Here is a 25430-nt window from a genome sequence, read left to right on the forward strand (position 1 = left end):
ATGACCGAGAACAACCAAGCACAGCTCGGAAAGACGCTCTGGACCATCGCTGACCAACTCCGCGGGGCGATGAACGCGGACGACTTCCGCGACTACATGCTCGCGTTCTTGTTCCTCCGCTACCTGTCGGACAACTACGAGCAGGCCGCGAAGAAGGAGCTCGGGCGGGACTACCCAGACCCGAATGCGATCGGCAACGGAGGGCGGTCTTCGTTGTCTGTGTGGTACGCCCATAACCCGGGCGATGTGACGGCGTTCGAGAAGCAGATGCGACTCAAGGCCCACTACGTCATCCGGCCCGAGCACCTGTGGACCAGCATCGCCCACATGGCTCGCACCCAGGACGGAGAACTCCTCAACACTCTCCAGGCCGGGTTCAAGTACATCGAGAACGAGTCGTTCCAGAGCGCGTTCTCGGGCCTGTTCTCCGAGATCAATCTCGGGTCTGACAAGCTCGGCAAGACCTACGCCGACCGCAACGCGAAGCTCTGCACGATCATCATCAAGATCGCCGAGGGGCTTGCGGAGTTCTCTACCGATAGCGACAAACTGGGGGACGCCTACGAGTACCTGATCGGCCAGTTCGCCGCGGGCTCGGGCAAGAAGGCGGGCGAGTTCTACACGCCGCAGCGGATCTCGGACATCCTCTCCGCGATCGTCACGCTTGACAGCCAGGAGCCGAAGACCGGCAAGCGGAAGCATCTCGCTAGCGTGATGGACTTCGCCTGCGGCTCGGGCTCCCTGCTGCTCAACGTGCGCAAGCGCATGGGGCCGCACGGTATCGGCAAGATCTATGGGCAGGAAAAGAACATTACCACCTATAACCTCGCGCGGATGAACATGCTCCTGCACGGGGTCAAGGATTCGGAGTTCGAGATCTACCACGGTGACACGCTCACCAACGACTGGGACATGCTCCGCGAGACGAACCCCGCGAAGAAGCCTTACTTTGATGCAGTGGTCGCCAACCCGCCCTTCAGCTACCGGTGGGAACCCACCGAGGCGTTAGGCGAGGACGTGCGCTTCAAAAACTACGGGCTCGCGCCGAAGTCGGCTGCGGACTTTGCGTTCCTCCTGCACGGCTTCCACTACCTGAAAGACGAAGGCGTGATGGCGATCATCCTGCCGCACGGCGTGCTGTTCCGGGGTGGCGCCGAGTCCAAGATTCGCACGAAGCTGCTGGAGGACGGGCACATCGACACGGTCATCGGGTTGCCAGCGAACCTCTTCTACTCGACCGGCATTCCCGTGTGCATTCTGGTGCTGAAGAAGTGCAAGAAGCCCGATGACGTGCTGTTCATCAACGCGGCCGAGCATTTCGAGAAGGGCAAGCGTCAGAACGTCCTGAGCGACGAGCACATCGAAATGATCATCGACACCTACAAGCATCGCAGGGAGGAGGATCGCTACTCCAGGCGGGTGGAGATGGCGGAGATCAAGGAGAATGGTTACAACCTGAACATCTCGCGCTACGTGAGCACGGCCGAGCTGGAGGTCGAGATCGACCTGGCGGCGACGCACCAGGAGCTGGTGCAGATCGAAGATGAAATCCGCGAGGCGAAGGACCGCCACAACGGCTTCCTCGAACAGCTTGGACTGGCACCGTTGCCGTAGGTGCACGTCCCGCGCGTCCGCCCCAGCCCCCGACGTCGACGCAGCCACCGCCTCGTCGTAGCGTCCCGGCTCTCGCTCCCGCCGCTGGTTCACACGAGGCGCTCTGGGAAGCCCCGATCTCCCGGAGCCCATGACATCCACCACTTGCGCACGCGCCCTCGTCCGGCCTCCTTCGTCGCAAGCTCCCGTGAGGGGACCAACTGCTGGCCAGTCCCGCGCCAGTCCCGCACCAGTCTCTGGTCGCGCACGCCCGGCGCGCACAACGCGCCCATGTGCGCGTTGCAGCCCGCAGTGGCGTCCACGCCCCGGACCACCGTGATCGACGCGCCACGCGCCAACGTGGGCGCCCGTTCGCAGCTCGCGCGGGACAGCGCCCCGATGAGCAACAGTCCGGCCCCGCGTGGGACAGTTGATCACCCGGTCACCGTTCCGGAGAAAGAGGGTCGGCTGTTAACCAAGTCTCGGCTTCTCTCTCCCCGTGGGCATGAGAAGAGAGCGCGAACGCCGTCCCGCGCGACCTCGACGCGCCCGTCTTCACGCCCGCGGCGTTCTCTGTGCGAGCGCCGTCCCGACGCACGCGACGCTCGCCGACGCGCAAACCCTCGGGAAATCAGGGGAGAAAAGGCGAAGCCCCCGAGGCAGGTACCTTGGGGGCTCCGTTAACTGCACCCGTTCACGAAGTTCGCGAACGACTAGAAATGGCTCGGGAATGGAGACTCGGAGCATTGGCCCTGATGGTGTTTGTGCTCTTGGAGGAGGGGACTTCGCTGCGTGATCAAACACGGCCCCCAAAAGAAAGCGGGCGCCGTGGACGACGCCTGCCTCCTTGGCACAAGGGGCGCTCACGCCACCCCGGGGCACTGTGCTCGCAGGGCGGTGGCCGTCGCCTTATGTCGCGAGCCGGATGCGAGCCGTGTCCGCAATGGCCGCCAGCGCTTGTCGCTTCAAGCTGGCCGCCTTGCCCATCCAGATGGACTCAAGGCGCAACGTGTCCACGTTCTTGCCCTTAGGGACTCGCGTGTGCCGGTGGTGATCGGCGTACTCGCTGAACGCCTGGAGGGCACCCCACGCGGTGCTGCGGATGGAACCCTCGAGGCCCCGTCCGGCGTGGAACAGCTCCACGACCTTGTTGCGCCCCTTCATCAGGCGCGGGTGCTCGGTCTCGTCCTGGGGCAGCGGCATCACCACGTCGATGACGTTGCGCAGCTGGTGCTCGCTGAAGCGCGTCATGGCGAGGTGGTCGGAGAGCGCCGCGAAACGCTCGTAGCCCTGCACCAAGCGCCGGAAGGCCCTGCCGGCCTCGTCGAGTCGCGCCTTAGCGCTTGAAGTGTGCAGGATTTGCCACTCCGCCCCGTCCCGCTCCCCGAGCGCGACACCGATGGTGTTCTGGCACACCACGCGCGTGGCCACGTTCTTGAGCGTGATGGCCGTGGTCCCGTCGTGCCCCGTGTAGCCGAGCACGTAGCGCTTGATGATGCTCTTGTCTCCCCGGACGCACATAGGCTCGGGGAGCTCGCCCAATAGCCACCCACGCTCGCCGTGGCGGCCCAGAGTCCCAGCGGTGTGGAAGATGCAGCGCACACCGCCCGCGGCCTCCACGAGCGTGCGGGCCACGTCCTCGAACTGAATCACCTCGTAGCCCTTGGAGACGGTAGACAGGTACCCGCCGGTGTCCTGTCGGAAGAGGGCCTTCTTGTCCGGAATGGGCTCATCCATGCCCGGGGCGAAGACGGGCCGCTCCTCTGCCATGTAGAAGCCGGCGGCCTCCACGATGGACTCGTAGTCGGTATTCTGCGGCAGCTGCGTGCCCAGGCCATGCCAGGGCACCTGACCCACGAAGGCCATTTCTTTGATGTCGTGAGGCATGGTGCTCCTCCTTGTCGATGAGTGAGGGCGCGCCTCGAGCTCTCGGAACGCGGGCTGGATGGGCCCGTGCCCCGCTCGTTCGCGGTGCGCACCTCTGGATGGGTTGGAGGACTGCGGCGGTCGGTTGGCCGACGCCAGCAGGGGGAGTCCCTGCCAGGGGCTTATACCGAGGCGTGCACTTCCGATTCGGCGGGGGCGGAACCGCGGCTCTTCGTCTCGTTCATGGCGGAGGCGGAGCTCTCTTTACCGCGTAAAGAAATGCTCCGGCGTGGCCGTGAATGGCGAGCCGACCCTCCGTGTCTCGCTGCCGCGCACTACGCGATGAGGGCCACGGTGATGGTTTGAGCCCGGCGTACGGCGAACCACGTGAGCCTTGATATTCGGGGCTGTACGCTACCAGAGGAGTAACCCATGTGTTCTGGCTCCTCACGTCACGAAACGCCTTGGCTACCATTCCTCCCCCGAAACCAGGGCTGTGCCGCTCTGACGGGTTGACTAGGGATTGGAACCTTGGCGGTAGTGCTGGGCTTTCCTTCTGCGATTGGCTGTGTTACCCGTAGCTGCACAATCCAGCCGCAACCCAACACACCGGAGGTGTTGTCATGCCGCGCGTTTCTCCCTCGCGTCGGACGGGGACTCGTCTTGCCTCGACTCCCGCCCGCCCCCCCTTGGGCCTTCTCACGCTGCTCTCCCTGGTCCTGCTGTGCCCTGTCGCCTGTGCGAGCAACAGTCAGCCTCAGGCGTATGCCACCACCCGGGATGCACTCGCGGATCTGGACGAGTTCGGAGCGCTGCTCATGCGGGCGGGGCTTCCTCCGGAGTTGCTGCCCTCGGGACGCGAGGTGTCCCCGGAGCAGGCCAAGCAGCTCCGGTTGCAGTTTCACCTCTACCCGCTCTATCCGCCCAAGCCCGTGGAGTACGCCCCCTGGCTCGTCGCGGACGTGCTACTGCTCGACATCACGCTCAAGAGCACCGCCGTTTCCCGGGCCGAGCTGGGTCGTCGCATCCAGGAGTTCAAACCCCTCCTGGTGCTCCGCCCCGACGGCTACCTCGCTGAGGCGCTCACCGGCAGGGCCGAGCGATGCGTAGGTCCGGTGGAGGTGAAGGACAACACCTACCGCGCTGGCGACTACGAGCTGGGCGCCTTCTACAGGCCCGATGAGAACAACGAGCCGCAACCCGTTTCCGTTGGCGGGCAGTCCGCCGCATCCCATTAGCCGCTTCCTCGCCAAGACTCGTCCATGTCTCGCTCACCTCACGGCCCTGCTGCTCGCATCACCTTCGAGTCCGGTGGCTACCGCTACAGCATCTTGCGCCACCTCGTCACCCACCCCCAGTACGACACCCTCCTGCTCGCCTCGCGCCAACACGCGGAGGGTGGGCCCGTCAAGCTGGTGGAGCTCAAGCCCGTGGTGTTGGAGGAGGGCCATGAGGGACTGGAGCGCGTGCTCGAGGAGGTGCGGCTCGCCCGTTTCCTACGGCACCCCAACAACATCGCCGCCGTGTACGGGTATGCGGTGCAGAACGAGCTGCCCTACATCGTCATGGAGCACATGCGCGGCTGCTATCTCCTCACCGCCATGGACGCCGCCGTGGCCGTGGGCCGCCGCCTGTCTCCGGCCTTCGCCGCCTACGTCGCCGGTGAGGTGGCGGACGCCCTCGACTTCGCGCACCGTGCCGTGGACGAAGCGGGCCGTCCTCTCCACCTGGTGCATCGGGCCGTGGGCCCCATGCGTATCCGCCTCGGGCGCAATGGTCGCGTCCAGGTCACCAACTTCGGCGCCGCTTATTCGGAGCTGCTGGGCCGCATCCGCTCGCCGGACGGACTCCTTCGGGGGGACCCGTCCTACATCGCCCCGGAGATTCTCCTGGGCTTCCTCCGGCCCGAGCCGGGCCTGCGTGACGTGCTCACTCCCAGGAATCTCGACGGACGCGCAGACATATTCTCGGTCGGCTTGGTTCTGCTGGAGATGCTCCTGGCGAGCTACCCCCTCGACCCGCCCGACTCTCTGTGGCGTGACGTGAAGCGCCGCTTTCCGGCCGAAGTCCGCAGCGAGGTGCCCACCTTCATCAAGCTGGAGACGCTCGCTGACCGCGTGCTGCACTTTGGCCCGGAGGAGGTTCAACGAGTGGCCGAGGATGTGCCGACGCCGCTACGGCAGATTGTCTCCAAGGCGCTGCGCCCCAACCCAGATGAGCGCTACCAGATCGCGGGCGAGCTGCGCGACGAGCTGCGCGCCTACCTTCGTGGATTACCTCAACCCTACGGCGCGAAGGAGGCCGAGGAGGAGTTGGCCGAGATTCTCAAGGAAGCCTTCGACCTCGACAAGCTGGCCGCCCACGCTGGCGTGGAGCGGGGCGTGCTCCCCGTGCCGCCCGACATCGATACCGACGACTTCCACTGAGAACGCACCATGGCCCAGGTACATAAGACACAAGCGAAGCTGGCCCTTCACCTCGGAGCGATGGCACGCGAGGCGCGTGCACGCGCGGGGCTGACGCAGGAGGAAGCGGCTGAGCGCATTGGCGTGGCGACGGAGGTGTACGGACGCCTGGAGCGTGGCAACATGCTCCCCAGCCTTCCCACGCTCATGCGCCTATGTCGCGCGCTGGCCGTGGATGCGAACCGGCTGCTGGGTTTTTCGTCCTCGACGCCTCCCGCCTGGCTCACCCTTGAGATTCCCGGTGAAGATGAACCGCCCGCGATGCGCCGTCTTCTTCGCACGGTGCGCAAGCTGAAGCCGCGCCACCTCGCTGCGCTCAGCAACGTCGCCAGCGCACTGCTGCCCCCTTCGGGCTCGGGGGTCTCACGCACCTCGAAGCGCGCTGCCTCATGAGGAACTCGCGGATATGGACGTGGCATTGAAGAAGTACCTCGGGAAGTCCGCGCGGGCCGCCCGCGTCCACAAGGGCTTCACTCAGGCCGAGGTGGCTCAACGCGCGGAGCTAGCCGTGGCCGTCTACGGACGCATCGAGCGCGGTGAGATGATGCCCAGCCTTCCGACGGTGCAGCGGCTTTGCCGCGTGCTGGAGGTGGATGCCAACACCCTGCTGGGGTTTTCATCTCCGACGCCGCCCGCGTGGTTCACTTCACCGCCTCCGAAGGAGAGGCCGGCTGTCCACGAATTCCTCCGCACGGCACGCCGGATGAAACCTCGCCAGCTCAGAGCGCTGCGGAGCGTGGCCCAGGCCATGCTCACGACGAACTCGAGCACTTCCCGACAGCTCACGCTCCCGACGCAGGATGCGCGCTGCTGACCATGACCCGCCTGAAGCTGGACCGATGAAGGACCCTCACCATCCGGCGTGCGGCATGACGCGCGGAGGACTTTGGTAGATGCGACCCATGGAACTCGAACAGCTACAGCCCGAACAGCTCCAGCAATCCCTGGGAGAAGTGGCCCGAGCGGCACGCGAGCGGCTGGGACTCACTCAGGCCCAGGTGGCGCGCCAGGCCGGAATCGCCGCCAACGTGTACGGCCGCATTGAACGCGGCGGAATGATGCCCGCCGTCCCGACGCTGCGAAAGCTCGCGCGCACCCTCGGCATCTCCGCGGACGCGCTGCTCGCGTTGAGTTCCGCCGACGTGGCCGCCTCCGTCGATGCGCCCGCACCCGAGGGCAACCTGTCGCCGGAGCTGCTGCAACTCGTGAGCATGCTGCGCGGGTGGAGCCCCGCGAAGGTGAAGCGGCTGATTCGGGTGTTGAAGGTGCTGGAGAACGCGACCGACGACGAGTGAGCGGACGCAACGAGATTGGGCTGGAGCCAGGGGCCGAGCTGCACCCGGACTTTGGAGGGGTGCTGGTGTGCGCCGCCCTGGCTCTGGCCGCTGTACGCGAGGCAAACGCCGGTGCTCCGCGTGGACACGGGCACGCGCCAGGTGCGATCCGAGGAGCGCAACCTGAGAGCCGAGTCGTGCTAGCCTCCAACTCCGGAGGTCGACTCATTCCATGCAACTCCCGCCGTTCAAACAGCCCGAGTCCGGGGACATTGTTGGTGACTACCGCCTCACGTCGAGGCTGGGCGATGGCGGACAGGGGCTCGTCTTCAAGGCCGAACGTGCGGGCCGCTTCTTCGTCATCAAGTTCTTCCGCGCCCGCGAGCTGGACGCATGGGGCCTCATGGAGGTGTCCATCCTCCAGAAGTTCAAGCACCCCAACATCGTCCGCGTCCGTGGCTACGACCGCTGGCCGGATCCGGACCACGGTTACTTCTACATCGTCATGGAGTGGGTGGACGGCCTGACGCTGGAGCAGTACGCCCTCACGGAAAACCCGTGTGCCCGCCGGTGCGCGGGCCTCATGCTGACACTGGCCCGCACCCTCGGGGCGGTGCATCGCAAGAATGTCCTTCACCGTGACATCAAGCGTGACAACATCATCATTCGATCGCGCAACGCGGAGCCGGTGCTGGTGGACTTCGGCATAGGTGCCGTGGCCGACGCCACCCCGGTGCCCGGCTCCAGCGTGCTTCCACCCGGAACGCAGGAGTACGTGAGCCCCGAGGCGTGGCGCTTCCTCGGGGAGAACGCGGGCGAGCCGGTGAGCTACAAGTCCCAGGTGTCCGACGAGCTGTGGGCGCTGGGCGTTACCTTCTACTGGCTCCTCACCAACCGGCTGCCCTTTGGCACCCGGCGCAACCCTCTCATGGTGAAGGCGATTCTCGGCACGACTCCTCCGGCCCCGCACGAGTGCAACCCTCGGGTGCCCAAGGCGCTGTCCGACGTGTGCATGCGCATGTTGGTGAAGGAGCCCGCCGTGCGCTTCCCGGACATGTCGGCGCTGTGCGCAGCGCTCGAGTCGGCGTTGGCCGCGGCCCAGGGCGACGCGAGCTGGGACGTGCCACTGGGCGACCCGGACGCGCCGGAAGAGGCGATGGCGGACGAGATTCCAGCGCAGGTGCCCTGGGACGAGGAGGAGCTCGCGGTGCGCAGGTGCTTCGCACTGCCGCGACGCGGACAGAAGAAGCAGGGTGACGAGGAGCGCCGTCCTCCTGTCGTTGCCCCGCCTGTGCTGCCCGCAGCGCCTCCAAGCCCCGCGCCGGTGGCCGAGGCCCTGGCGGCGCGTATGGCGGCCATATTCCCCGCCCATGCCTGGGAAGGCGTGCCGTTCCCCGAGGAGGAGGTGCCGGCTCCGCCGTTGCCGGCGGCGCAGGGCTCCGTGGCTCCCGCGCCGGCTGTCGCCGCCTCCCAGGTGGAGGATGCAGGACCCACACGCGAGGCCGCTCCCAGGCGAGGGCCGTTGAGGCTCGTAGTCTCGCGGGCCTTCCCCACCTTCATGGGCACTCTGCCCGTGCGCGCCGTGGCCCTGGACGGCCTACGCCGGGCGGCGTTGGTGCTGGTGTTGATGGCAGTGGCGGCTGCGGCCAGCGCGGGCGCGGTGCTTGCCGCCTCTCCCTCCTCTCGGGCAGGAGGCATGGCGCAGCGCCACGTTGCACCAGAACCTTTTACGTCCTCCGGCAACAGCCCGACTCTCCACGCCTACCTCGCCCGGGAATTGGCGGTTTGGCGGGAGTCGCCGCAAGCTGGCGGGAGCGCGGCGCTGTTTTTGCCTCCTACCCCCGCGCCGGCATTCACCACCGCCATGCTTCGCAAAGAAGACTTCAGCGTGAACACCCCCGAGAAGCCCCAGGCCCGGCGTGCCCGTTTCGCGGAGAAGTGCGTCACTGCGGCCTGCTGCGCCGTCCTCGGCGGTTGCGTTGGCGCGCCCTCGGTGCGCCCGGCTCCGAAGCCCGAGGCGTGCCCCTCGAGCGCCCTGGACGCCATGGAGAAGCTGCACATCCGTATCGGGCAGGAAGCCGCAGGCTCGTTCCCTGTTGTCGGCGGCACCAAGCCCGTCCCCGTCAACCAGTTCAGCACGTTCACGCTGGTGGAGCCCTTTGGGGAACTGAGGCCCGGCACCGTGCTCTCCGGGCGCCTTATCTTCGGGGAGGGCCGCGTCTACGGTCGCTTCACCCAGGCCAAGCAGGCCCAATCGAAGGGCGGACAGACGTACCCCGTCTGCCTGGAGCTGCGGAGCCGGGCCGGGGAGCTTGGCGTGGAAACGAAGCCGGACGGCGGGCCCGACTCCGCCGTGGTTTCCTCTGCCCAATACGTCAGGGCGGTGGACCGCTTCGAGTAGCGCCGTGCGTGGGTTCGGCCGGCTGGAGGCCGGGCGCCTGGAGGGCAGGGGTGTGGTAGAGGCCGGACTCGTCTTGGCGCTTGCTCGCCCCCATCAAAGTTGACCTCCCGTGCTCCTGGCATCTCCTGTCGGCCTCCTGGCGCTGGCCCTTCTTTCCACTCCCTCGGCCGTGTCCTCGGCTCCCTCTGCGGATGAGTGCGAGGCGGCAAGCCCTCGTATCGAGCTGGCTGCCATGCCCACCAAGGGACAGGCGCCGGTGGTGTGTATCGGCCCGGGCCTGCCCATCACCTTTCGCTTCGACTCGTTGCTCCGGCAGGACTCCCTGAACATTCAGGAGCGGGGATGGTTCGAGGATTGGGCCTTGGGACAACAGACGCTCACGCTGGTTCCCCGCGAGAACCTGGTCGCCAGGAAGCGGACTGAAGTGGAGGTGTGCTTCGCGGATGGTGCCGCGCCCGCGTGCGCCACCTTCGTGCTCGTGGTCCATCCCGGGCTCGGCATGCAGGAAGTGAAGGTGCTGCGCCAGACGCGCCCCGTGGCGCACTTTCAGCAAGCCGCCAAGGAGGCCGAGGCTGAGGTCCAGCAGTGTCGTGCGGAGGTGCGGCAACTGCGCGCCGAGCGCGGTGTGCCGGATGGATTGAGCGGCGCCATCGCGTCCGGACTGGTGAATCGCGGCACGGGTGTTGAAAGCAAGGACCTGAGCGACACCGCTACTGAGAAGGAGGGCAACGCTCTCGCCAAGCACGAAGTCTTCAGCTACCGCGCGAAGGAGCGGGTGGCGGTGGAGGTGTATCTCAGGAACCCGGGAAAGGAGCCCTGGACGGCGGCGGGCGCGGTACTCCGCGGGCCCAAGGGCGAGGTGCTCAAGCCGCTGCTGCTCTGGCAGCCGGGCGCCATCCTTCCGGCCGCGCCGGGATACGCACAGGAGAGCGAGCGAGGTCGCGTCGTAGTGGAGATGCTGGCCACGGAGAAAGAGGCCCGGGGGACGTACACCCTCATCCTGTGGGACGCGGAGCGCCAGCGCACCGTCACCCTCGGCAACGTGACGTTCCCCGAGTAGGTACTGCCACCGCAGTGGCCCGGCTCGACCAAGTTCACTGCCGGCCGAGACGCTCGGAGACCGCACGGAGCATCGCCCCCAGACGGTTGAAATCCACCGTGGTGACGATGCCTCCCTCCAGCACCCGCTGGAGCTCTGCCCAATCATCGATGAGAGAGCCCACGCAGAGCGACGGCTCCTTCTGGAACTCGGTCCACTCCGGGGGCTCGACAACCCAATAGTAATCCATGTCGTCGATCTCCAGGGCACTGACGCCTGCCTGCTGGAAGTGCTCGACAAGTCTTGTCAGGAGGAGGGGGAGTTGCCGCAAATGGATGTCGATGCGCACGGCATTGCTCGCCCCAGGAGTCGAGGTGGAAGGCTCGAGGATGCGGTCGGAGACGACACGGAGCACAGCCCCCAGGCGCTCGAAATCAACTGAGGTGGGCGTGCCGCCCTGGCGCACCCGCTGAATTCCTGCCCAGTCCTCTAGGAGAGAGCCCACGGACAGCTTGGGCTCCTGGTGGAACTCGGTCCACTCCGGGGATCTGACAACCCAATAACGGTCCATGTCGTCGATTGTCAGGACGTCGATGCCAAGCTGCTGATACCCCTCGACGAGTTTCGTCAGGGCCAGAACCAACTGTTGTAAACGAAATTGCATACGCTCAACCGCCCCCGTTCAACGCCAGCAGCGCTTCTTCGACTTTTCTCAGCTCCCCACGCTGCTTCGTCAATTGCTCCTCCACTTCTTCGATTCGTCCCGAAATGATCTTCCGTTGAATTTCAGGAGGCTGGTTCTTGAGCTTTCCAAGATTATCGTTGGCGAAGGGATCAGTACGGTACTCCAGCAGCTTCTTCTCATGCTCCTCTATCAGCTTGATGAAGCTTCTTCTTGATTTTTCGAGTTGCGCTCTCGTCAAGCTCAAGTAGGGATTCTTGCTTTTACTCCCCGGGGGCTGGTCATCCTTGCTGGCCATGTGGAGGATGGAGATGGTGCCCACGCCCACCTCCAGCGTGGTCGTCACCGTGCCCGCTGACACCGCCACCGTCCTTACCGCCAGCAGGCCATCTGCCGAGAGGGACAGCACCGGCATGGTGACCTCCAGCCCGCCCAACGTCCGCGTCAGCGTGCTGGCCGTGCCCCCCGCCGTGCCCAATGTGAGGATAAGGTTCGTCGCCAGTTTCGAGACCGCCTTCACCTGCTCGCCCCGAGTCATGTACCGGAAGCGCTCGAGGTACTCCGGCGAGGAGGCGATGAGGGCCGCAACCCCCGCCGGTAGGTGTCGCAGCGAAGCGATGCTGTCCGACGGATGGGAGAGCAGCTGGCCCACGGCGTGGTACAGGTCGACATATGCCTCCTGTGCCCCATCCAGTGTGCGGCTGATGTAGTCGGCGTCGTCATACACCTCGGCCAGTGGGGGCCCTTCCATGACGGGGCGCAGTTGCGCGTCCGCCTGCCGGAAGACCCAACCGCTGACAGTGTAGAAGCGCCCGAGCTCGAAGGAGCCAGCGCGGAAGGCTTCCTCCTTCCACTCCACCGGCCCCACCTTCTGCTGCGTGCGTCCGTTGAGCGTCCAGGCCAGGTAGCCGTCCGGCCGGAGCACGGCCACGCTCTTGAATCGCTCCACCCGGCGCAGCAGCTCCTCGCGGGAGACTTCCCCTCCCTCCAGCACCTCACGCAGCAGGTGGCAGACGGCCATGCGCGGCGGGAACGAACCCAGCGTCACGGGCTTGTTCAGCAGCACCGTCAGCACCCGGGCCGCCCCCTGGGGCGTGAGGGGAGCGCCTCGCGGGGGCTCGTCGTTGACGTTGTCCAGGCCCGCGAGCAGCAGCAGGTACTCGAAGGCGTCCGCCTGCCTGGCCCCGCTGGCCACCGCGCGCACGGCCACCTCGGCCGGGCTCACCATGGCCACCTCCGTGCCCTGCACGCGCTCACCCCGTCGGCGGAGCAGCCGAGTGGGTGCATTCGAGCCCGTGACCGCGTACTGGGCGTGACCACGCACCTCGCCCGCCAACCCGGGAGAGGCACGCGGGTTGCGGTCCAGAAGCATGCCGCGTCCCGCAGGTGGCGTCACCGTGATGCAGCCGGTGGACAGCACGACGGCCCCAAGCACCAGGGCCACCCACTTCCGCGCCAGCTCAGCGAGCATGCTCCACCCCCAGTCCCAGGGACGCGAAGGCGCCGGGGCGCAGCGTCCCGTCCGGTGTCGGGAACAGCAACGTGCCGCCTTGGCCCACGGCGTACATCCACCCGCCAAAGCGCCAACGCACCTCGCCCGAATACAAGTAGCGCGCCTCCGGTTTGCCCACTCCGGTGGCGAGCGCGCTGACGGCCACCTCCACGCGCCGCTCGGCCAGCTGCGCCGCGAGCCGCCCGTCCACGTCCACGCGTCCCCAGGTAAACGCCTCCACCCCCACGGAGAGGTGCAGGTGTCGTTGCCGCAACCCGCCCAGTCGCACCGCATCCCACCCCACCACCGCCTCGCCGTACACCGAGAAGCCGTTGGGAAAGGGCGCCTCTACGACTGGCAATCCGGAAGGGCCCGCCACGCGGAAGCGCGCCAGCTCGTAGTCCGGGCCGAAGAGGCCCTGGCGGAAGCCTCCGTGCTGCCCTCGCACCTCGAGCCGTAGCCGTGCGTCCAACGTGGGCGTCACCGCATCCGCACCCACGCCGGCCACCGCGCCCCATGCCCCGCCCACGCCCGGACGCCCACCCCAGCCGGCCAGCACGTGCAGCTCGTAGCCCGGGCGCACCACCACCACCGCCGTTCCATCCAGGTGCGCCAGCGTCACCTGGGGCGAGTGGCCTCCGGCTCGCCCCCAGTCGTGCACCGCGGACAGAGCCAGCGTGTAGCGCCCCGGCTGCTCCTGCGGGCCCGTGAAGAGGTGTGCCAAGTCGAGCGCCACCTCCGCGCCCATGAGGTGCGCGCCCAGCACATCCGAGGAGAACGCCTCCGCGTAGAGGGGGCCCAGCGTGCCGGTGAGAAAGGCTCCAGCCGGGTGGTAGTCCGGATTGGAGCGATTCGAGTACCGCCGTACCAGGTGCCCGGAAAGGAGGCTGTAGCTGTCGAGGGCGCCCGCCCACAGCCCCACCGGAGAGGCATCCGAGCCCAGCTTGAGCGCACGCACCAGCTGCCCCCAGTCCGAGAGGCTGTCCCAGTCCTCGCGGCGCACCCACCCGACGCCCGGAGCTCCGCCACCCAGCCGCAGCCGCACCGGAGCGCCCAGGTTGACGCCGAGCTCCTCGCCGCCGTCCAGCACCAGCATGGGGGTCAATTGGACATAGCGCTCCACGCCGCCTGTCCCGCCACCCGGCAGCAGCGCAAACCCGGTGGCCTCCAGGCGCGCCAGGTAGTGCAGGCGTCTGGCCGAGGATGCTGGGAGCGGTGGCTCCATTGCCCCATCGGGCGGGTTATCGGGCCCTTCCGCCTGAGAGAGGAGCAGTAGCACCAGCAGCGTGGATGTCATCAGCGCCTCCGATGGATGACGCCCATTCTATCGGGTGGCCCTGACAAATCCGGACAGACTGGACAGCGCGGGCAAAAAGCGCCTCGTGTCGTAGGGTCCGTAACCCAACAGCACTGGTCACCTGAGGCCGATCGATGAACCCCCGGTGCAGAAGGGGAGCGCATGCCCCTCGCGCCTGCTGGCCCCTCCTCAGCCCCGGCTCAGAGGTGCGCTGACACTCCGTACATCCACTGACCTCGCGCGAGAGCACCTCGGGACTAAAAATGCCGGGGGCTCGTGGGCCATCACCGGCATGCAGCTGCGAGAGGGCGGGGGAGCGCGTCAGGGCGCACGCGTCTCGGGTGCGGTGCTTCCGTTGCCCTTGCGCCTGCCGTTCGGGGAGGGCTTCTTGCCGGTCTCCTCCTGCTTGCTCGGAGTCGTAGCGGCGATGCGCTGGCGCCCAGGCACGGCGAAGACCTCTCCCCGGTCCTTCCCGTGGAGAAACTGCTCCACCGCATCTTGGCGACGCGCCAGGTCCGCCACGGCCTCGCGCAACTCCTCGCCGAGCGCCCGCGTCTCGCTGCGCTGGGCGTCGAGCTGGCCCTCGAGCTCGGCCATGGAGGTGATGACCTCCGACTGCGCCTCGTTGATGAGCACCCTGAAATCGCCCATCGTCTTGGTGTTCATCGCGGTCAGCTTGTCCAGCAGCTCGGCGTGCTTCTTATCGAGCTCGCTAGGAGCCAGCTGGCCGTGAAGGTTTTTGAGCGACTCGGCCGTCTTGAGCACGCCCGCTGCGTCCTGGAGGTGCTCCTGCTTCCGCTCCTTGGGGTCGGGCTCTTCGTCCGAGAGCCAGCGGCTGATGCTCTCGCGGTTGACGTAGCCCACGACGCCCAAGGTGGTTGCAGCTGCGACGGCGATCTTGCCGAGGTTGTTGGCGATGATGGGGAGGAAGACCAAGAGGAGCTCCTTGAGGTTGGTGCCCGGGAGAAGTTCCCGGTACTTGCTCATACCCACCGGCGCCCTCGGATTTCGGAAGATGGATCACCGCTATACGTATCGTCATGTAGGCGCCGGGCCCCGGGCGCACCCGGAGCCTGCCGCTTCCCGGGACCGCGGGCGCGTTCAAACGGGGTCGCGGATGAGCATTTGAATGCCGGTGCGCTCCCTGAGGAGCCCTGCTTCGCATTCTCCGTAGGGCGCACTACGCTCGGGCTCGTGAGCTATTGCATGGTGCAAAGCCGTGGCCAGCATGAGCGGGAGGCCCGGGGGACATGCTGACCTTCGCGATGACGGACACGGGGGAGGTCTTCGGCATCGGGGATGCGCTCGAGCTCCGGCGTACCGGTGGGCGGCCCCCACCCGTGCTCTGCCCAGTGTGCCGCAAGTACCTCATCGCGAAGCTGGGAGAGAAGGTCTCCCACCACTTCGCCCACCAGCCCAACGTGGACCCGTGCTTCGGCTCGACAGGCGAGGGGGAACTCCACATCTCCGCGAAGCTGCTGCTGCTGCGCTCGCTCCAGAAGATGGCCGACGAGGGGCAGGAGCTGAGCATCACCCGTCCCTGCCGCGGCTGTGAGGCTCCCATCACCGCTGCCGCGCTTCAGCTCCTGCCTGGTGACCGCGCCGAGGTGGAGGTGTGGCTCGACCCGGCCCGGACGCTCAAGCCAGACCTGACGCTCTGGCGCGGCGAGGAGCGCCTCGCGCTGCTCGAAGTCCTGGCGACGCACGCTTGTGGGCCGGAGAAGCTTGCGGCGCTCGAAAGGCATGGCGTCCTCATGGTGGAGGTCGAGGCCCGGACCATCGTGGGCGAGGGAGGGCACGCGCCGTGGGTCAGGCCCGCACCCCTTCCGTTCAGGAAGGCCCTCGGCCTCCGGATGCGGGAGCAATGTGACGAGTGCCGCGCCGAGGAAGAATCGCGCCGACGGCAGCGCGAGGATGCCGAGGCCGAGCGCAGGCGAGAGGAGGAGCTGGAAGAGCAGGAGCGGCTCGCGCCGCGCCTCGACGTGCGGGCCCACTGCTGGGTGCATATGTACCTGGAGAATGGTGTCCGGAGGGACCTGCTCTTCATCCTCGTCCAGCACTGGGACAAAGGGGAAATCACCCACGCGGAGCTGCATGAGTACAAGAACAGGCGGGTCCTCCAGCGCTGGGAGGGAGCGCTGGCGCAGGATTTCTGGCCTCTTCTCGAGGAGGCGAAGGTGGCTGCCCGGAAGTACTGCCGCAAGTCGCCAACCAACCCCTGGGTGCAGGTGGACACGCACGGTGGGTTCGAACTCGGTGAGGTGGAAGAGGAGCCGTTCCAGCGCTTCTGGTGGAGCGTCAAGCAAGCCCGGTGGGTCAAGATCGAGTTCCAGAGGGGCTTGCATCACCGGCTGCGCGTCTCCCCCGAGGCCATCGAGCGGCAGATCCAGTCGGGCCGCATCCGGCAAATCGAAGTGAAGGTCTTTGCCAACTCCAAGAAGGTCACCACTGCGCTCGATGCGGAGGGCGTGGAGCGCTTCGAGAAGTGGCTCCGGCAGAGGAATGGAGGAGGGCTACCGCAGAGATGGGGACGCAGGTATAGGGACGACTGAGCTGCGTGGACCGCGCGGCCTTGTTTGCCAAGGGAGCGCCCGCCTCCATTCCCGGGCCCACGATGAGCATCATGGGCTTGCTCCGGTTACGTGGACCTTATTTCAGACCGGGTGAGGTTTCGCGGATCAACTCGCGCCAGCGGGAGGTTTTGCGATCGAGTTCGCGGCGGAGCTTGACCGCTTCATCGCTCTCACTGAGTCCCGTGCTTTCAAGCGCTGCCACCAGGTTCGCAGCCGCATCAACGCGCCTCGGGTCCAACTCGAGTACCCGGCGGAAACATGGGATGGCCGCGTGGAAGCGCTTGGCGAACAAGTGGTTCACTCCTCGAGTGAAGTGGAAGTGGTCCCACTTGCTCGCGACCGGCTCCGCCTGGGCGAACGCCTCCTCGGCATCCTCGTATCTCCCGGCGTTCGAGAGAATGATGCCGATCTCGGTCGGGGGTCGGTCCCAATCGGGGGCCAGACGCGCAGCTTCCATGCAGTGGTGGAGGGCCTCGGTCAGGAACTGGTTCTGTCCAGGTGAGACCGTATGCCCGAGGTAGGCCCCCAACGTGTAGTGATGTCCGGCATCCGAGGGGTCCCACTGCACTGCGATCCGCATGTGCTCGATGGCCGAGCGGAGATCTCCTCGTGAGAACGCATCTCCCGCCTGGCTGGCGCGGTTCCGTGCTTTGAACTCCGGTGGTCCGGAAAGCGTGACGACGTGGGCTCCCTCGGGTGGTTGTGCGTCGTAGCCGCCCATCCGCAACAGCATCTCGCGGATGAAGGGCATCATCTGCTGGGCCTTCTTGGCGGGAATCCTGAGCTCCTTCGCGATGGGCTCACCTGCGAAGGGAATCGCCCCCAGTTGCTTGGCCCACGCGTTCAGGCGGTTGTGCCAGGGTCCCGGCAGGGCGAGCAGATCGTTCATGACCTCCTGATGGAACCGTGCCTTTTCGGCCAGACGGTCACACAGCATCTGGCCAAGCTGCGAGTGGGCGCCGCGGTGGATGATATCGAGCAGCTTGCCCCGGCGCTCAGTCCGGCCAAGGTCCACGGTCAGCAGCACGTCGCTCGTCAGGCGCGCCGTGGTTTCGAACGCCTTGATGAAGTCATTCAGCCGCTCCTCGCCAATGAGGCCGGCGAGCCGGGAGCGGCACGCGGCGGCTCCAGCAGCGAGACGAAGCCGGGTGTTCAGTTCTTCCGCAGGCACTCCCGCCTTCGCTGCCAGGGCATCGGAAAGGAAGGCGAGATTCTCGTTGCTCGGCTCGCTCTTCCCTGTACGCCACGAGTCCATCGTGTTCTTGGAGACGCGTGCCAGCTTCGCCAGCTCGGCCACCGTGACGCTCTTCCCTCCAAGCTTGTTCATCACGCGGCGGAAGACATCGCGTTCGATCCAGACGGGGCGGAATGTGGGCTGCTGGCCGTGCTCGATTCGCAGGACCTGGTACGCCCCCCAGCGAATGCCCGCATCCAGGGTGTAGAGGCGCAGGAACGGGATGGGGGCGTCGCGCTTCTCGGTGATGGGAAAGCTCAGGCTGTTCATCAACGCCGCGAGCTCGTCCCACCGTTCGGCTGCTTCACGGGTCACCGCGAGAGCCCAGGCAACCGGATCGAATTCGGTGGCGGGGAGCACGTCCGTGGGCACGAGCGCCGCGGGGAACATGGCCTCCACCAGCGTTTTCAGCACCGCGTCGAACTTCTCCCTGGCGACCGCCACGTCATCATCGAAGACGCGCTGCGCGGTCTTGTAGCTGAAGTCCTCGGCGTTCCGGAGGAAGCCCTTCAGCCGGAGGAACTCGGCCGCCTCACCCAGGAGTCGGCCACTTCGCGGGTACTCGATGCCCGAGCCGCTCGGAAGATTGAAGTAGCTCATGTCGTTTCGCCTCACGGAGGAGCCAGCGGCGATGCCGCTGGCCCCATCCGGGTTCGCTCCTACTTCTTGTTGCCGTTCGTGGCCTTGCTGCCGCCCGTGGCCGGTTGACCGCCCTGGTAGTTGGGATGCTGCGGGTTCATCTGACCGCCCCGATTCCCGTTGTTGTAGTGGTAGGCGGGGTTGTTCGGGTTCTTGATGATGGACCGGTGGTCGTTCGGGGTGTGGTTGCTCTTCCTACCCATTGTTCTCTCCGTGCAGCTTTGACTGGTGACGTCCGCGCCCCATGCGCGAACGCCGCCATGGAGCCAGAGAGAGCGCCCCCGGACGACCCAAGTCCGGTGGACATCGGGAAAAGCCCAGTACTTACAGTAGCTTCAGTAAGCATTGGGACTCGGACCACTGCGGAAGTTGAGCCCGTGGGCGCCCGATGGACGGGCCCTCCCATGTGCCGTCAGTGTGCCGTACCAGCGCGGATTCAGGGGGACGAGGTGGCACGGGGTAGGACAGGGCGGGACGACGAATCCGAGATCAAGGGGATGGCGGGTAAAGGCGCGTCCTGCCTGAGGTTTTCCATCCCCCCGTACCGGGTTCGAATCCCGCCCTGGGCACTCCGAATGAGCCTCCAAGCCCTTGAGATTTGGGGCTTTTCACTTCTACGGGCCAACTCACCGAGGCGACGAATTCCTGAGGGGACAGCTCTTCCGTGGCTAGGCCCACGCGTGACATGCCCCTTACGCGACTCAGTGCGGAGGTGCCCACACCTACGTCGCCGTGGGCAGAGCCGAAAACCGGAGCAGTGTGCTCTTTCAGGGTAACGTCCTTCCGATGGCAAAAACCGCTCGATTCCAGGTTGACCCCAGGCTGGCGGTGCTGCTGGGAGAGGGATACCGCTCGACCGAGCAGGCTCTCAGAGAGTTGATCGACAACGCGTGGGACGCGGACGCATCACATGTGAATGTCACTCTCCCGGCGGAGATGACGGGAGACCCCATCATCGTTGAGGATGACGGATGCGGGATGACCGAGGAGGAGCTCAGGAGCGAGTACCTCAAGGTTGCCAGCGACCGACGCAGTCGGAAGGGGGAGGTGTCGCCGCGCTGCAAGCGCCCGATCAAGGGCCGTAAGGGCATCGGGAAGTTTGCCGGGCTCATGGCCGCGAACACCATGTTGGTCCGCACGCAGGCACACGGGACACGCACTGAACTACGGGTGCGCAAGGAGGACCTATTCGAGCCCGGTCAGGACCTTGAGAACATTGACCTCCCGCTCCAGACGGAGCCTTGCCAGCAGGGAGCACACGGCACGACGATCATCCTGCGCGACCTCAACCAGGGACTCGCGTTTCCGAGCCCGGAGCGGCTGCGGGAGTTGCTGGTCCTTGAGTACGGGCGCGAGGCGGGATTCACTGTACGCGTTAATGGGGAGCCGCTCGCTGTTGAGGACGTTCCCGGCGAGAGCTTCGTGGAATCTGTCCAACTGCCGGGCGTAGGCTCCGTCCGGCTACGTTTCACCATCGCGGATGGTAAGAAGCCACTGAAGCTCAAGCACTCTGGAGTCGCGGTGCGCGTGGATGGCAAGGTGGTGGGCAAGCCTGCGTACTTTGGCCTCGATGAGGACGAAGACATCCCGTCCAAGTTGCTTAAGCGCATTTACGGTGAGGTGCAGGCCGATGGGCTCGCCGACGACGTCACCGTGGATTGGGGGGCGTTCGTCGAGAACAGTACCCGCTTCCGTATGATGCAGTCTTGGTTGAAGGACCAGTTGAAGCAGAAACTCCAGAGGGTCTTCAGCCATGAGGTGAGCTTGGCGAAGGCCCGTCGGCAGGCCGAACTCAATCGGCGTCTTGCCGGAATGCCGGAGCACCGCCGACGTCTGGCCCAGGCGGCGGTGGAGCGCGCCCTGAGCAAGTTCTACGGCGAGAGCGAAGAGCGCAAGGATACAGTTATCAACGTCATGCTCGATGCCTTCGAGCGTGACGAATATTGGATCGTCGTGCAAGCCATCGAGGGTGCGAGGCACGCCGGGGTGGCCACCTTCGCTGACGCATTGGCCGACTTCGGCTTGGTGGACATGGCGTTGATGGCCCAGCAGGCCCAGCGCCGTCTGGAAGTGCTCGACCGGCTCGATGAGCTTATCGCCAACCCGGGGACCCTTGAGAGGCAGATGCACCAAGTCATCGAGCATAACTTGTGGCTGCTCGGGTCCGAGTACGCGATATTGGCCTCTAATCGAACGCTTGCGTCCATCGTGGAGCAATGGGCCGGGCGCGAGTTTGCTGGTGACCGCGCCTCGCGCCGCCCGGACCTACTCCTGTGCGAGGACGTCCGGATGCGGCATGTGGTCATCGAGTTCAAGCGTCCCTCGCACGCCATCAACCGGGACGACGAGAACCAAGCGGTGAAGTACTGCGATGATCTGCGACATACCTTCGACAATCTCGAAATCCTTGTTGTGGGAGGGCGGCGCGATGCGTCCGTAGACCCGCGGCGAAACACTGAGGGGCTGCGTGTTCTGTCCTACTCTGCACTCGTAAGCGCCGCACGCACGCAGCTCCAATGGCTCGTCGGCCAGCTGGCGTCTGCTCGGAACGTCTAGCGAAACCGGTCACCGGTGAGCCACTCCTGAGCCACTTCCCCGGCCACGGACGGCCATTCCTGGCCACTCTTCCCTCGGAAATGGCGGCTAATGCCCCCGAAAATCGCGACTGAAAATCCCCGTGTCGGTGGTTCGATTCCGCCCCTGGGCACATCATCACAAAGGATTCAAAGGGCGTTGGGCTCCGGTCCGACGCCCTTTCTTTTTGCCCATGGCGCTCGTGGGCAAAATCGAGCAACCCCCACACGTTCTCCCCTATGGAGGTAGAGGACGATGGGCGAGGGCACGAGCAAGAGCCAAGACTACGCGGAGACATGGGAGGGCGGGGTTAAGCACTCGGCGGACCACACCTTCCGCGTGAGGGAGGAGGCATTCAGCGTCGCGTTCCGGGAGGTGTAGACATGGGACGCAACACGGAGAAAGTGGACGCAACGCTCGCGAGGGCCGCGGCAAGCAACTACTGGACGGAGGCCGAAGCGCAGGCGGTGCTCGAGGCCTACGAGGCGAGCGGTTTGTCGGTGGGGGAGTTCGCCCGCCGCCATGGGCTTACGCCGCAGCGGCTGAGGTGGTGAAAGAAGCGGCGCGCCGAGGAGGCGGCCCCGACGCTCTCGTTCGTCCCGGTGCACGTTGCGGCGCCGCCGACGCCAGAAGCCCAGCGGGCACCACCGTGCGCAGCCAGCATGGAGGTGCTACTGGCCAGGGGTCGGCGCATCCGAGTGGAGCCCGGCTTCGACGTGGACGCACTGGCGCGGCTGGTGAGGGCGCTGGATGAGGCATGCTGACGCTGCCCTCCTCGGTACGTATCCACCTGGCATGCCAGCCCGTCGACATGCGCAAGTCCTTCGATGGGCTCTCCTTGTTGGCGCGACAGGTACTGCGAGAGGACCCCTTGAGTGGACACTTCTTCGTCTTCTTCAACCGCACGCGCGACATGGTGAAGGTGCTGTGGTGGCACTCCGGGGGCTTCTGTCTCTTCTCCAAGAGGCTGGAGAAGGGCAGCTTCCGCCTGCCGCGTCAGCTGCCGGAGGAGGCGGGCGCCGTGACGCTCGAGGCGGTGGAACTGACGCTGCTGCTAGGGGGGATTGATTTGAAGGCCAGCGTCCGTCGGCCGCGCTGGCAGCCCCCCACCTCTGGTGTCACCTGTGTGAGAAAACCTCTTGCGTTGAGGGGCCGGGCCATGGCTCATGTCTCGCGGCATGAGCGGCCAGGCCTCCGGCAAGAAGAGGACGGACGTGCAAGGCGTGGCGGCGCTGCTGCGCACGCTGCTGGCCGAGGGCCAGGACGAGCAGGCCATTGAGCTGGTGGTGGAGCTGCTGACGCAGCTGGTGGAGAAGAATACCGAGTTGGAGCTGAGCCTGCTCAAGGCGATGCGCCAGCGGTTTGGCCGCACCAGCGAGAAGCTGTCGGCCGAGCAACTCTCGCTGTTTCTGACACAGCTGGGGCAGTAGGACGCTGGTGCTCATCAGGCGCAGGTGGCGGCGCCTGGCGCCGGGGACGCTGGCGTCGCGCAGGGCGCTCCACCTGCGTCCGAGCCGCCGAACAAGGAGTCGCGGAAGAAGGAGCGCAAGGGACACGGACGGGTAAGCGCTCGGCGGACCACACCTTCTGAGAGAGAGGAGCCGTTCAGCGTCGTGGTCCAGGAGGTATGGACATGGGACGCAACAAGGCAGAAGTGGGCTTGCCCCGGTGCGGAGGAGTTGAAAAGCCCAGGAGGCTCGCGGACTTCCAGCGAGAGGCTCCTGGGCTTTGGCTTTTCCCACATCAACCTCTAAGACTTTCTTTTGAGAAATTTTAGCGCTTTCTCTTTCGCTTTCCCGACATCGCCAGTAATCTCTCCCTCGTCGATGTCTTCGCGCATCCCGAAGCGCTTGTTCAAGATGTCCTGCAAAGTGATCAAGATGCTGGCGAGAACATCTTCATCCCGCTCCTGTTCGAGCCCGCGCAAGAGGCTCTGGACCGCTTGATCCTTGCATTCGGGAATACGGTAGAACACCTGGTAATGGGCCGTGGCCGCATCCGAGCGGACTGTGGGAGCCGGGTCCTCGAGCAAACGCTGCTCCAGTTTCCCCAGGTCGTCTAGGGTACCAACCCATCCGAGCACAAAAGTGGCGACATGACGTATCTCTTCATGGGGGCTTCGGAGCATTCGAAGCGAGTATTCTCGTGCCGCACTGCTTTGCATGAGCCCGAGAATGAGCACGACGTCGGCAAGCATTTCCGGGTTCTTCTCTTGTTCTAGCTTTTGGAGAAGAAACTTCTCTCCCACGGCACCTCTCTGGGAGAACGCATCGCGAATAATACCTCGGAAAAGTTCGTTGTCGCGATGGCGCAGCAGTTCGTAATGGAATCCAACGACCTCGGACTCGTCCGACCCGAGGAGGCGCTGCGCAAACGCATGCTGCGTCTCTGGATCAGTAGATGGGTCATTGAGTGCTTGGAATTCACGCTCCAGTTCCTTGATGCTGCTCATGGATGCTCCTGTGGTTTTCAAGGTGGGATGCTTGCTCGTTATTTCTTTTTGGGTGGGTACTTGTGATACGTAGGACCGCACTTCTTGTGCTCACGCCTGTGGGCAGCGGTAGGCAGGGTCTCCATATTCCATGCTTTATCGAGCGTACAGCGTCTGGAATGGGGCAACGTGTAGAGTGGAATCTTGTGAGAGACCTCATAGCCTTTTGGGACTTGCTCGCCCTTGGTCTTCAAGATAAAGGCCCGCGCAGTGGCGTCCAGCTTGCTCTTTGGATCTGCCGCATCTCTCAGGAGGGTCTTCTTTACTTCTGATTTCAGGCGATAGTATTTGCAGTCGTGGTTGTCACGGCCACACAGTGGGCATTTGCCCTTCTTGTTGCATTTTTGTTGGCTCTTCTTCTTGTCTTTGCTGAACTTATCTCGCGACTTCTTGGCGGCATCCGCAGTCTTTTTAGCCGTTTTCTGGGCGGCCTTCTTCGCAGCTTCCTGGGCGGCCTTCTTGGAAGCTTCCTGGGCGGCCTTTTTCGCTTCTTCCTGGGCGGCTTTCTTGGCCGTTTCCATGGCGGCCTTCTTCGCAGCCTCCTGGGCGGCCTTCTTCGCAGCCTCCTGGGCGGCCTTCTTCGCAGCCTCCTGGGCGGCCTTCTTGGCCATTTGTTGTAATATTATCCTGAGCAGTGCCCCCACTGAAAGCTCCCGTCGACTTGATCATTCCCGGTAATGGTTGAGAAATTGCTTGAGATATGTCATTTGTTTGTGTGTTGATGTTTTGTTTCGTGCAAGCCCGGATTCAGTCGTCCTCAATGTACAATTGAGAGTCCATGAACTCGATCAATGCATCAAGCTGTTCCTCGGGATCGGTTCCAGGTGTTCTCAGAAATGCGGCAATACGCGGAGTGTCGGCAAGCGTGGGGACTGTTGCCAGTGCTAAACAGGCGTATTGAGCAATTCCAAGATCACTCTCGATCCCATGTCTGCCGGCGCACTGCGTCGCCTCTTTGATATATTTCAATAGCTGTTCTTCATCCAGTTCTGCTGTCTGCTCTGGTAGTTCTTCGCGCAGGAAATGCATGAGGCGCAGGTGGAAATCCCGTTCGGCAACAGCGTCGAATGCATTGAGTTGTTCTCGGCGAATGATGAACATGGCTCGGCGGCTCCCTTGAAAATGTATGTGTGAGTGAATTGCCTCATGGGCCTGAGGTTGCTGGTCAATATCTTCCTGGTTGATTTTTTTTGTTTATGGAAAATTACAGCCAGGCGGGAGGGCTCGTTCCGACATTTTACCTCCAAGAAATAAATCGGGGAATGGGATATCTGGCTAGCCTCTGCCCCCTGCCGTCAACTCGGAAGAGGGCGGGGCCATGTCTCGTAGTCGCTCGCGCTGGGGTGCCGTGCTGCTGCTCACGTCCGCCTGCGTCACCGTGCCCAGGCCGCGCCCGGACCCGCCTCCGGGGAAGGCTCGGGCGAGGCCGTCTCGCAGAACGTGCGCACGGAGCCGGACACCCGGTTTCGCTCCTTCCTCACGCCGCCGGAGTTGATGAAGCGGATCGAATCCTCGCCGGTGCATTACCTCATCCAGGACCGAGCATAGGCTGCATGGGAGCCCTGTTGCGGGCGAGGGCCTTGTCCAGGAGGGCCGCGCGACATGCATTGGACGGTGCAGGAGGGCTCCGAGGAAGCCCGCACGTCGCGCCCAGGCACACCCCTCCCCTGCGCGGGCGACCGGTCGCCTTGGGCTCAGAGAGGGAGCACATCCCTCAGTCGTGCGTCACTCCCACAGCGCCTGCTGCGGTGGCCCCTGGCAGGTGCCTGGGGAGGGGGCAACTCGGGCAGGAAAGACGTGAGGTTCGTCC

General features: G+C 65.2%; 23 protein-coding genes. 13 read left to right on the plus strand and 10 right to left on the minus strand.

Translation table 11 applies throughout. The annotated features are described in order from the left end of the window. Positions 1-1614: a type I restriction-modification system subunit M gene (locus JQX13_RS21145; RefSeq protein WP_203410736.1), complete on the plus strand. Its 1614-nt coding sequence runs from the start codon at positions 1-3 to the stop codon at positions 1612-1614. An 888-nt stretch (positions 1615-2502) separates the two neighbouring features. Here JQX13_RS21145 and JQX13_RS21150 read toward each other — a convergent pair. Next, positions 2503-3480, minus strand: coding sequence for a DUF932 domain-containing protein (locus JQX13_RS21150; RefSeq protein WP_203410737.1), 978 nt, complete (start codon positions 3478-3480; stop codon positions 2503-2505). A 602-nt stretch (positions 3481-4082) separates the two neighbouring features. On the opposite strand from JQX13_RS21150, the gene JQX13_RS21155 reads away from it, so the two are divergent. From JQX13_RS21155 to JQX13_RS21185, 7 genes are all read left to right on the plus strand, one after another. Next, positions 4083-4697 (plus strand): hypothetical protein, encoded by a 615-nt coding sequence (locus JQX13_RS21155; protein WP_203410738.1) that lies wholly within the window; start codon positions 4083-4085, stop codon positions 4695-4697. Between the two features lie 24 nt (positions 4698-4721). Beyond that, complete coding sequence (locus JQX13_RS21160) at positions 4722-5885, plus strand: serine/threonine-protein kinase (RefSeq protein ID WP_203410739.1); 1164 nt, start codon at positions 4722-4724, stop codon at positions 5883-5885. A gap of 9 nt (positions 5886-5894) precedes the next feature. Further along, the gene (locus tag JQX13_RS21165; protein WP_203410740.1) at positions 5895-6317 is read left to right on the plus strand and encodes a helix-turn-helix transcriptional regulator; all 423 of its coding nucleotides are present in this window, start codon (positions 5895-5897) and stop codon (positions 6315-6317) included. Between the two features lie 13 nt (positions 6318-6330). After that, positions 6331-6738: a helix-turn-helix domain-containing protein gene (locus tag JQX13_RS21170; RefSeq protein ID WP_203410741.1), complete on the plus strand. Its 408-nt coding sequence runs from the start codon at positions 6331-6333 to the stop codon at positions 6736-6738. Positions 6739-6826: 88 nt separating this feature from the next. Next, positions 6827-7219, plus strand: coding sequence for a helix-turn-helix domain-containing protein (locus JQX13_RS21175; protein ID WP_203406222.1), 393 nt, complete (start codon positions 6827-6829; stop codon positions 7217-7219). Positions 7220-7430: 211 nt separating this feature from the next. Continuing rightward, positions 7431-9599, plus strand: coding sequence for a serine/threonine protein kinase (locus JQX13_RS21180; protein WP_203410742.1), 2169 nt, complete (start codon positions 7431-7433; stop codon positions 9597-9599). A 169-nt stretch (positions 9600-9768) separates the two neighbouring features. After that, the gene (locus JQX13_RS21185) at positions 9769-10659 is read left to right on the plus strand and encodes a DUF2381 family protein (RefSeq protein ID WP_239015326.1); all 891 of its coding nucleotides are present in this window, start codon (positions 9769-9771) and stop codon (positions 10657-10659) included. A gap of 34 nt (positions 10660-10693) precedes the next feature. Here the strand turns inward: JQX13_RS21185 and JQX13_RS21190 are convergent, their stop codons facing one another. The 4 genes from JQX13_RS21190 to JQX13_RS21205 all read right to left on the minus strand — a co-directional run bounded on the left by JQX13_RS21190 (position 10694) and on the right by JQX13_RS21205 (position 15096). Beyond that, positions 10694-11281: a hypothetical protein gene (locus JQX13_RS21190; protein WP_203410744.1), complete on the minus strand. Its 588-nt coding sequence runs from the start codon at positions 11279-11281 to the stop codon at positions 10694-10696. Between the two features lie 25 nt (positions 11282-11306). Next, positions 11307-12791, minus strand: coding sequence for a hypothetical protein (locus JQX13_RS54320; protein WP_239014977.1), 1485 nt, complete (start codon positions 12789-12791; stop codon positions 11307-11309). Further along, complete coding sequence (locus JQX13_RS21200; protein ID WP_203412144.1) at positions 12781-14037, minus strand: hypothetical protein; 1257 nt, start codon at positions 14035-14037, stop codon at positions 12781-12783. Before JQX13_RS21200 ends, JQX13_RS54320 begins: the two co-directional genes overlap by 11 nt. Before the next feature lie 393 nt (positions 14038-14430). Beyond that, on the minus strand, positions 14431-15096 hold the full coding sequence (locus tag JQX13_RS21205) for a hypothetical protein (protein ID WP_203410745.1): 666 nt from the start codon (positions 15094-15096) through the stop codon (positions 14431-14433). Between the two features lie 263 nt (positions 15097-15359). On the opposite strand from JQX13_RS21205, the gene JQX13_RS21210 reads away from it, so the two are divergent. After that, positions 15360-16661, plus strand: coding sequence for a competence protein CoiA family protein (locus JQX13_RS21210; protein ID WP_203410746.1), 1302 nt, complete (start codon positions 15360-15362; stop codon positions 16659-16661). A gap of 97 nt (positions 16662-16758) precedes the next feature. Here the strand turns inward: JQX13_RS21210 and JQX13_RS21215 are convergent, their stop codons facing one another. Together JQX13_RS21215 and JQX13_RS21220 are read right to left on the minus strand one after the other, a co-directional pair. Continuing rightward, positions 16759-18360: a hypothetical protein gene (locus JQX13_RS21215; protein WP_203410747.1), complete on the minus strand. Its 1602-nt coding sequence runs from the start codon at positions 18358-18360 to the stop codon at positions 16759-16761. 215 nt (positions 18361-18575) lie between these two features. Beyond that, the gene (locus JQX13_RS21220; RefSeq protein WP_203410748.1) at positions 18576-18758 is read right to left on the minus strand and encodes a hypothetical protein; all 183 of its coding nucleotides are present in this window, start codon (positions 18756-18758) and stop codon (positions 18576-18578) included. Positions 18759-19341: 583 nt separating this feature from the next. Between JQX13_RS21220 and JQX13_RS21225 the strand changes: the two genes are divergently transcribed. The 4 genes from JQX13_RS21225 to JQX13_RS21240 all read left to right on the plus strand — a co-directional run bounded on the left by JQX13_RS21225 (position 19342) and on the right by JQX13_RS21240 (position 22559). Further along, positions 19342-21111 (plus strand): ATP-binding protein, encoded by a 1770-nt coding sequence (locus JQX13_RS21225; protein WP_203410749.1) that lies wholly within the window; start codon positions 19342-19344, stop codon positions 21109-21111. 401 nt (positions 21112-21512) lie between these two features. Further along, entirely contained in the window at positions 21513-21683 is a 171-nt protein-coding gene (locus tag JQX13_RS21230; RefSeq protein WP_203410750.1) for a hypothetical protein, read from the plus strand. A 257-nt stretch (positions 21684-21940) separates the two neighbouring features. Then, positions 21941-22408, plus strand: a complete 468-nt coding sequence (gene tnpB, locus JQX13_RS56405; RefSeq protein WP_430384213.1) for an IS66 family insertion sequence element accessory protein TnpB — start codon at positions 21941-21943, stop codon at positions 22406-22408. After that, positions 22296-22559, plus strand: coding sequence for a transposase (locus JQX13_RS21240; RefSeq protein WP_203412666.1), 264 nt, complete (start codon positions 22296-22298; stop codon positions 22557-22559). The genes tnpB and JQX13_RS21240 overlap by 113 nt, the downstream gene beginning before the upstream one ends. Positions 22560-22879: 320 nt before the next feature. Here JQX13_RS21240 and JQX13_RS21245 read toward each other — a convergent pair whose 3' ends face one another. The 3 genes from JQX13_RS21245 to JQX13_RS21255 form a co-directional block, all read right to left on the minus strand. Next, positions 22880-23581: a HEAT repeat domain-containing protein gene (locus JQX13_RS21245; RefSeq protein WP_203410752.1), complete on the minus strand. Its 702-nt coding sequence runs from the start codon at positions 23579-23581 to the stop codon at positions 22880-22882. Between the two features lie 38 nt (positions 23582-23619). Beyond that, positions 23620-24231, minus strand: coding sequence for a hypothetical protein (locus JQX13_RS21250; protein WP_203410753.1), 612 nt, complete (start codon positions 24229-24231; stop codon positions 23620-23622). A gap of 136 nt (positions 24232-24367) precedes the next feature. Then, the gene (locus tag JQX13_RS21255) at positions 24368-24721 is read right to left on the minus strand and encodes a hypothetical protein (RefSeq protein ID WP_203410754.1); all 354 of its coding nucleotides are present in this window, start codon (positions 24719-24721) and stop codon (positions 24368-24370) included. Between the last annotated feature and the right edge of the window lie 709 nt (positions 24722-25430).

Source organism: Archangium violaceum, from assembly GCF_016859125.1.
GTDB lineage: Bacteria > Myxococcota > Myxococcia > Myxococcales > Myxococcaceae > Archangium > Archangium violaceum_A.